The organism is Paraliobacillus ryukyuensis (genome assembly GCF_003315295.1).
Taxonomy (GTDB): Bacteria; Bacillota; Bacilli; order Bacillales; family Amphibacillaceae; genus Paraliobacillus; species Paraliobacillus ryukyuensis.
Genome location: NZ_QNRI01000021.1, coordinates 1 through 6,320 on the forward strand (window position 1 = coordinate 1; position 6,320 = coordinate 6,320).

Annotated in this window: 10 protein-coding genes, 2 tRNA genes and 1 rRNA gene; 3 read left to right on the forward strand and 10 right to left on the reverse strand. The window is 34.6% G+C overall.

The features are described 5' to 3' along the window. Window positions 1–80: 80 nt before the first annotated feature. The 7 genes from DES48_RS16045 to DES48_RS15490 form a co-directional block, all read right to left on the reverse strand. Window positions 81–257, reverse strand: a complete 177-nt coding sequence (locus DES48_RS16045; RefSeq protein ID WP_170126252.1) for a hypothetical protein — start codon at window positions 255–257, stop codon at window positions 81–83. Window positions 258–540: 283 nt separating this feature from the next. After that, window positions 541–825 carry a hypothetical protein gene (locus tag DES48_RS15465; RefSeq protein WP_113870200.1) on the reverse strand — a complete coding sequence of 95 codons (285 nt, stop codon included), beginning with the start codon at window positions 823–825 and terminating at the stop codon, window positions 541–543. Beyond that, the gene (locus DES48_RS15470; protein WP_170126253.1) at window positions 822–1,118 is read right to left on the reverse strand and encodes a helix-turn-helix domain-containing protein; all 297 of its coding nucleotides are present in this window, start codon (window positions 1,116–1,118) and stop codon (window positions 822–824) included. Before DES48_RS15470 ends, DES48_RS15465 begins: the two co-directional genes overlap by 4 nt. A gap of 117 nt (window positions 1,119–1,235) precedes the next feature. Further along, entirely contained in the window at window positions 1,236–1,502 is a 267-nt protein-coding gene (locus DES48_RS15475) for a helix-turn-helix domain-containing protein (RefSeq protein ID WP_113870202.1), read from the reverse strand. Continuing rightward, complete coding sequence (locus DES48_RS15480; protein ID WP_113870203.1) at window positions 1,502–2,329, reverse strand: phage antirepressor KilAC domain-containing protein; 828 nt, start codon at window positions 2,327–2,329, stop codon at window positions 1,502–1,504. Before DES48_RS15480 ends, DES48_RS15475 begins: the two co-directional genes overlap by 1 nt. A gap of 11 nt (window positions 2,330–2,340) precedes the next feature. Then, window positions 2,341–2,787 (reverse strand): hypothetical protein, encoded by a 447-nt coding sequence (locus DES48_RS15485; RefSeq protein WP_113870204.1) that lies wholly within the window; start codon window positions 2,785–2,787, stop codon window positions 2,341–2,343. Next, window positions 2,784–3,035 (reverse strand): helix-turn-helix domain-containing protein, encoded by a 252-nt coding sequence (locus DES48_RS15490; protein ID WP_113870205.1) that lies wholly within the window; start codon window positions 3,033–3,035, stop codon window positions 2,784–2,786. The genes DES48_RS15485 and DES48_RS15490 overlap by 4 nt, the downstream gene beginning before the upstream one ends. A 158-nt stretch (window positions 3,036–3,193) precedes the next feature. Here DES48_RS15490 and DES48_RS15495 point away from each other — a divergent pair, with 158 nt between their 5' ends. From DES48_RS15495 to DES48_RS15505, 3 genes are all read left to right on the forward strand, one after another. Continuing rightward, entirely contained in the window at window positions 3,194–3,553 is a 360-nt protein-coding gene (locus DES48_RS15495) for a helix-turn-helix domain-containing protein (protein WP_170126254.1), read from the forward strand. A 526-nt stretch (window positions 3,554–4,079) separates the two neighbouring features. Continuing rightward, on the forward strand, window positions 4,080–4,466 hold the full coding sequence (locus DES48_RS15500; RefSeq protein ID WP_113870206.1) for a hypothetical protein: 387 nt from the start codon (window positions 4,080–4,082) through the stop codon (window positions 4,464–4,466). 41 nt (window positions 4,467–4,507) lie between these two features. Further along, window positions 4,508–5,722 (forward strand): site-specific integrase, encoded by a 1,215-nt coding sequence (locus DES48_RS15505; RefSeq protein WP_113870207.1) that lies wholly within the window; start codon window positions 4,508–4,510, stop codon window positions 5,720–5,722. Between the two features lie 113 nt (window positions 5,723–5,835). Here DES48_RS15505 and DES48_RS15510 read toward each other — a convergent pair. The 3 genes from DES48_RS15510 to rrf form a co-directional block, all read right to left on the reverse strand. Next, a tRNA-Thr gene (locus tag DES48_RS15510) sits at window positions 5,836–5,907 on the reverse strand. Between the two features lie 3 nt (window positions 5,908–5,910). Then, window positions 5,911–5,985: transfer RNA gene (locus tag DES48_RS15515), tRNA-Asn, on the reverse strand. Between the two features lie 57 nt (window positions 5,986–6,042). Continuing rightward, window positions 6,043–6,158, reverse strand: a 5S ribosomal RNA gene (gene rrf / locus DES48_RS15520). Between the last annotated feature and the right edge of the window lie 162 nt (window positions 6,159–6,320).

Below are 6,320 nucleotides of genomic sequence, written 5' to 3' on the forward strand. Positions count from 1 at the left end.
CTCCATCTATTAAAATTTTAAAATTCGTGCTATAATGTAGTTATTCATTTAAGTTAGTTCGCTAATCTGTTGGTAGCAGGTTAGCTGTTTTTTTGTTCCAATCGCAATATCTTATTTAAATCCGCTTCATCATCAAAAATCATTTCAACTGAATGCCCGTTTCGATAAGTTATATCTCTCAAAAGACCTTTGCTATTGAAGAACATGCTTACAACCGGATATTCTTTTCCTCCAATTACTACTGTTGGATTTTTCATGTTCTAACTTCCCTTCATAAAATGCTTGTATCCGTTGACTAGCTTCCTCCGCCGCTTGAAAGTGAGATTCAGCAAAATTAAAGTTTCCGATTTCTTCGTGTACTCTCCCCAACATCAAACCCAACCTAACAATGTTAAGTTCTTGTGCGATTTCGTCTTTAACGTCCATTTCATCACTCCTAACTATTAGATATAATCGCAATATACATAAATGCCAGACTGGCTATAAAAGCTATAACAAATAGGATTGTTTGTATTTTTTCTTTTCTTTGTTCTTTTTCATTCATGCTCTCAACCTTCTTTCAACTTCTTTATAAAATTGCATCGGGTTCTGCTGATATAAAGCTATTTTGGATATGTCTCGTGTTCTGTCGTGTTCTAATTTTGCGTTTTTCAGTTTTGTTACTTCCCCTAACTTTTTTGTTGCTTTATCATATAATTCATGTGCTTTACTGTAGTTACTTGCATCAAAGTACATATCAGCTTTCTCTGATAGATTGATAAAGTCAGTCAGTAGTTGATCTGCTTTAGGCTTGTCTGCTTCTAAAAAGTCGTCTAATTGATTCATAGTAAACCTCCTAAAATTAGTCCTAATAGTCCGCTTTGCATTAAGTTTGATATAAGATCAGTTGCTACGGTTGGGTCGATATTTAACGAAAGTGCTAAAAGTATGTCCTGTGAATCGGTCTTGCGCATCCATTTGAAAAAGTCTTTCGAACCTAACTCCATCAGTCCGTTTTCTAATTTTGAAATAGTGGATTGTGGAATGTGCATAATCTCTGCCATACGTTCTTGAGTTAGCTTCTTCCGCTTTCGTGTGTGTTTTAGCAAGTGCGGTTCGTTTGCTAAATCTATTTTCACTTTCCTACCCTCCTTTTTATTCCAGTTTTGAATATATTCAACATTGGAATAACATTTTTTATTGGAAGGCTATATAATGTATTTATAGCCAACCCCCTAGTTGGTTTTTTTCGATAATTAAGGTCTAAGTACTCTGATTTTTCCTTGCGTTGTGTATTCGTAGGGATATTCTTTTTCCTCATGCCTAACCTCGTTTACATACACTTGCGGTTTAGATTTTTCCTCAATCCATTCATCAATGAGATCACGTCTAAATAACCATTTCCTCCTACCAGGGAACCGCAACACTGGTAGGTGTTCTTCTCCAACATATTTTCTGATTGTGTTGGGGTGCACGCCTAAATATTCTGCAGCCTCTTGTGTGTTCATCGTTGACCGTTGCATTAGATCACTCCTCGTCTATCTATGAATTTGTTCATAAAATAAATTTGACCTTTTCCAGTTACGTAAGGTGTATATCTGTTGCTTGTAGATCCATCGTTATGAGTTATAACTCTTGTTCCGAATTCAAATAGCCCTTGTTCCATGGATTTTTGAGAAGGTTTATTGTAATAAGAGCTCCTTTTTAATAAATAACCTTCTTCTCTCATCCATTTAAAAAGTCTGTTTTGACCTGTATCAACACCATTTTGTTTTAATAATGTGGCTAAATCTTTTACTAAAATTGAGTTTTCGCTAATTTCAAGAGCTTCAGCGAATAATACTTTCGGTTTTTGAGATTCAATGGTTGTTACTAATTTTTTGTTTTCCGTTACTAAATACCTGTTTTGTTCTAAAGTAGAAGCTACAGCTTGTTTTGAATTGTCATCTAGTTGTGGTAGCCACGAATTAACAAAATCAATCGCTCTGTTTTCTTGAACGTAACCGCCTGTTTTTCTGATTGTTGGAAGTACATCGCTTGTTACCCATTTTTTAAATACTTTTGCTCGTTGTTTTATTTGTTGATTGTTACCTTGTTTAGCTGCTCCAATAATCAAACTGTAAAGACCAGATTCGCTAATGAATTTTTTATGTTGCTTTCTTCCTAATCGGTCTATGACCTCGTGGACGGCTAGGTCATCTTCTTCGACATGATTTTTTAAAGCGTCGTAGGGATTTCCGAAAGATAATGCTTTAGCGCCTTCTGTTGCTCCAAACCATTCAACATCATCAACAACTATTACCGGTAGTTCGCCAAACATTTCGTGTTCAAAAGATTTAATTTGGTTCATTTCAATTCCCCCTATTTAATGCGATAAAGTTTTGGTAGTAGTTCGCCTTTTCTTTCTTCATAAACAGTCAACTCGTTATTTAAAGTCCATTCTTCCATGACCGAACGACCATTTTCTTTTTCGTACAGATTGCTTATACAACTCATAAACGCCAATCCTAGATTCATTAAATATCTGTTTTCATAACAATGAGACATTAGTAATTCTTGGAAACTTTCTCTTGTGAATGTTTTTCCTATTTTTTGTTTAAGTCTTAAGGTAGAAAAGTAATCCCAAGTTCCGTCATCTTCATACCTTTTAACCGGAGGAAAAACGCTAAAAAATTCATCGACTGATTTACCTTCCATGAAGTCTGACATAACGGAAAAGTAATTAAATACTTCTTTCGGTTGCTCGTCCACATCCAAACCTTGTTCAATTAATCTTCCAAGTTTAATCATCATGTTGTAAGGATTCATGAAATACACTCCTTTTGCTTTAAATCGCGTTTTGCGATTATATCATTAAAAAAAAGATCATCTAAGCTAATATTGTATAAATCTCTTAATACAATTAAATGTTCAATTCTAGGATTTCTTTTTCCAGTTTCGAATTCAGAATAAGTACCTGGAGAAACACCTATTTTTTTCGCTACAAACTTAGATTTTAAACCGTTTGATTCCCTTAAATATCTAAGTTTTTCATTGATATTATTAAGTTCTTTCATACTTGTTATCACCTCTTTCGAATCGCGTTTTGTGATTTGTTAATCTAAATATAACATCGCGATTCGCGATTGTCAACAGTAATATGTACGTTTTTGCGAATAAATATTTAAAAAATCGTGAATTGCGATATAATTCATTGGTAGAAAGGTTGGTGTATATGGAGAATAATGCACTTGCTAATAGGTTGAAATTATTAAGAGATAAAAAGGGATTACTGCAAAAACAAGTAGCGGATAAACTTGGTATTAAATCAAATACATTATCTGGTTATGAGAATGGAAGTAGAAGTCCTGACCACAAACTACTAAACAGCATTGCTGATTTCTATAATGTAACAACAGACTATTTATTAGGAAGAAGTGATGATCCAGAATTAACCGAAAAAGAAGAAGACGAGAAGTTATATAAGGAGTTAGATGAAATACTTGATAATCTTCCAGAGGATGAAAGAAATAGATTGTGGTCGAAGATAAAGGCGTATGCCGAAGGTTTGGCAGACGCCAATAAAGAAAACTAACATGAACATATTTTTTTGCTTAATTTGATTTGATCGATGAGTTTACGTGCTTTTTGGTCTTTTTTTCTGTTCTTTACCAACTTATGTAGTTCTTCCTTTTTTTCTTCCAATCTGCACTACCCCTTTTCCAAATGGTGTAAATTTTGTTCGCAAAATAGAAACGTCTGTTCGTATATTTAATTCTATTTTACCATGATAAAGGGAGCTATGGAATACACTAAAAAAATTAATTGCAACATTTCGACAATATTAGACAGCAATTAACATTTTTTTATCTTGCCTTGATAGCTTAAATAAAGTTTTTTTATGTTTATACGCTTTTTACAACAAAATAAAGCTTCAAATTTAACGTACTTGTTCCTTTCTTCACATTTAATGATACGAACAAATTTGCAATATGATCTCATGTGCTTAAAATGGTATTCTGCGATGCGGTAAAGTCGGTTTATATCCATATTTATATTGTAAAAAGCGATTGATATAGATTCTAGCAGTAATATATTCTAATAAAATGGGGGATTTAGGAATGAAAAGAACCTTTTTGTTCTTATCTATTTTAGCAATATTCATTTTATCCGCTTGTGGAAACGATGCAACGCCAAACTATGAAATTGTAGAAAACGACAGCGGTAATGAGAACGTCCTATATATCCGAGCTGTTACTGATAGCAGAGATGAAGAAGAACTTAAAGATATAGCTAAAGCTGTTTCGGAAGAAATAGTTGACACAGACACTTTTGAAGGATTAAATACGTATGCCGCCTTTATAAGAATTCATGAAAAAGCCGAGGATGAAGATTTTGGTGGCTTATTATTAAGTTCTAAAATCGCATATAGAAGTGAAGGTTTACCTATAACTGGACTTGATGAAACAGATAAATTAGAAGTAATTGACGTTAATTCAGAAAATTAAAAGCGCACATAGCTGCGCTTTTTTGAAAGGAGGTTTAGAACATGGCTAAAGGTCATATGAGGGATCGAGGAAATGGTAAATGGCAATTAGAAGTTGATCTCGGATATTATGTGGATCCTAAGACAGGTAATAAAAGACGACATAAAAAATATCGAACAATACAGACAAACAAGAAACGTGAAGCTGAAACAGAGTTAACAAAGTTTGTTTCAGAGGTAACAGGAGACGATTACTACGAACCCGAAAAAATGAATTTTGTTGATTTTGTTGTGAATGAGTGGCTCCCCAAACATGCCAAGCGACATTTATCATCCACAACCTTATCCACACACATAACGTATTTAGAATTACGTATCATACCTGCTTTTCAATATTTACGATTAGATCAGATTAAACCGAAACATATCATTGATTTTATAGATAACCTTCAAAATGAGGGTATGCATAAAGATGGAGGTAAGCTTGCGAGTAGCACTGTATTCTATCACTTTCGCATTTTAAATAATTTATTTAATTTTGCTAGAGAAATGCAATTGATTAAAAATTCTCCATTAGATGGTATTAAAAAGCCTAAAGTGGATTACAAGGAGATAGAGGTTTATACCATAGAGGAAGCAAGCGAACTAATTAAAGCACTAGAAACAGAAGTTAACGTACCTCACTGGCAAATCATTGTTAAGTTAGCCATTACAACCGGAATGAGACGATCAGAATTATTTGGTTTAGAGTTTAAACACATAGACTTCGATAAAGGTATTGTACATGTAAGACAAGCTTTAACGTACACCAAATATGGCGGTTATGATGTTCACGAAATAAAAAAAGGTACGAGAGCAGCTAGACGTCGTGATGTTTATATATCGGATACGTTACTAAAACAAATAGAACAATTAGAATCATCACGTAAAAAAGAACGTTTTGCTAAAGGTAAAAGTAATTTATGGAGGAATGGGGAACATAACTTCATTCTTGCCGACGAAAATAGCAAGCCATTTAATCCTGCAAGCATGAAAAACTGGTGGAAGCGATTTTTGCAACGACATAATTTAAAATATATTAATATACACGCATTAAGGCACACGTCAGCAACATTACTAATAAACGAAGGCGTGCACGCTAAAATCATTTCACAACGATTAGGTCATAGCGATATTTCTACCACTATGAATATATATGGACATGCGATTGAAAAAGCAGATAAATTGGCGAGCGAAAAATTAGATCAAGCTTTATTAGGTAACAATAAATCACAGTAAAAAACACTAAAAAATAGGGTTTTGTCGGCGAAATGTCGGCAAAACCTTTTAAAATTAAAAAAAGCTTCTACTCTGTTTTGAGTAAAAGCTTGTTGTATCAATGTTTTAAGCAGAGCTTCCAGCCGGATTTGAACCGGCGACCCCTTCCTTACCATGGAAGTGCTCTACCACTGAGCTATGGAAGCAAATGGCTCCACAGGCAGGATTCGAACCTGCGACCGATCGGTTAACAGCCGATAGCTCTACCACTGAGCTACTGTGGAACAAACACTAATGTAAGAACAGGTTGCTGCACATGGTGAAAAGTTTAATTTTGAATAGCTTAGCGACGTCCTACTCTCGCAGGGGCAAAGCCCCAACTACCATTGGCGCTGAAGAGCTTAACTGCTGTGTTCGGCATGGGAACAGGTGTGACCTCTTCGCTATTGTCACTAAACCTTTGTTTTAAAGGCATGTACCTTCAAAACCAGATAAGAAAGACAAGGGTATCAAACGTTAGAATTTCATCCAGTTTCAACTCCCACTGTTGTGGTCGTTTCCACTTTTGTTATTTAGTTAAGTCCTCGATCGATTAGTATTCGTCAGCTGCACGTGTCAC

What these genes read in the sequence shown, in the direction of transcription:
- DES48_RS15495 (WP_170126254.1), top strand. Translation starts at nt 3,194, where the DNA reads ATGGAGAATAATGCACTTGCTAATAGGTTGAAATTATTAAGAGATAAA.
- DES48_RS15485 (WP_113870204.1), bottom strand. Translation starts at nt 2,787, where the DNA reads ATGAATCCTTACAACATGATGATTAAACTTGGAAGATTAATTGAACAA.
- DES48_RS15475 (WP_113870202.1), bottom strand. Translation starts at nt 1,502, where the DNA reads ATGCAACGGTCAACGATGAACACACAAGAGGCTGCAGAATATTTAGGC.
- DES48_RS15500 (WP_113870206.1), top strand. Translation starts at nt 4,080, where the DNA reads ATGAAAAGAACCTTTTTGTTCTTATCTATTTTAGCAATATTCATTTTA.
- DES48_RS15505 (WP_113870207.1), top strand. Translation starts at nt 4,508, where the DNA reads ATGGCTAAAGGTCATATGAGGGATCGAGGAAATGGTAAATGGCAATTA.
- DES48_RS16045 (WP_170126252.1), bottom strand. Translation starts at nt 257, where the DNA reads ATGAAAAATCCAACAGTAGTAATTGGAGGAAAAGAATATCCGGTTGTA.
- DES48_RS15480 (WP_113870203.1), bottom strand. Translation starts at nt 2,329, where the DNA reads ATGAACCAAATTAAATCTTTTGAACACGAAATGTTTGGCGAACTACCG.
- DES48_RS15465 (WP_113870200.1), bottom strand. Translation starts at nt 825, where the DNA reads ATGAATCAATTAGACGACTTTTTAGAAGCAGACAAGCCTAAAGCAGAT.
- DES48_RS15490 (WP_113870205.1), bottom strand. Translation starts at nt 3,035, where the DNA reads ATGAAAGAACTTAATAATATCAATGAAAAACTTAGATATTTAAGGGAA.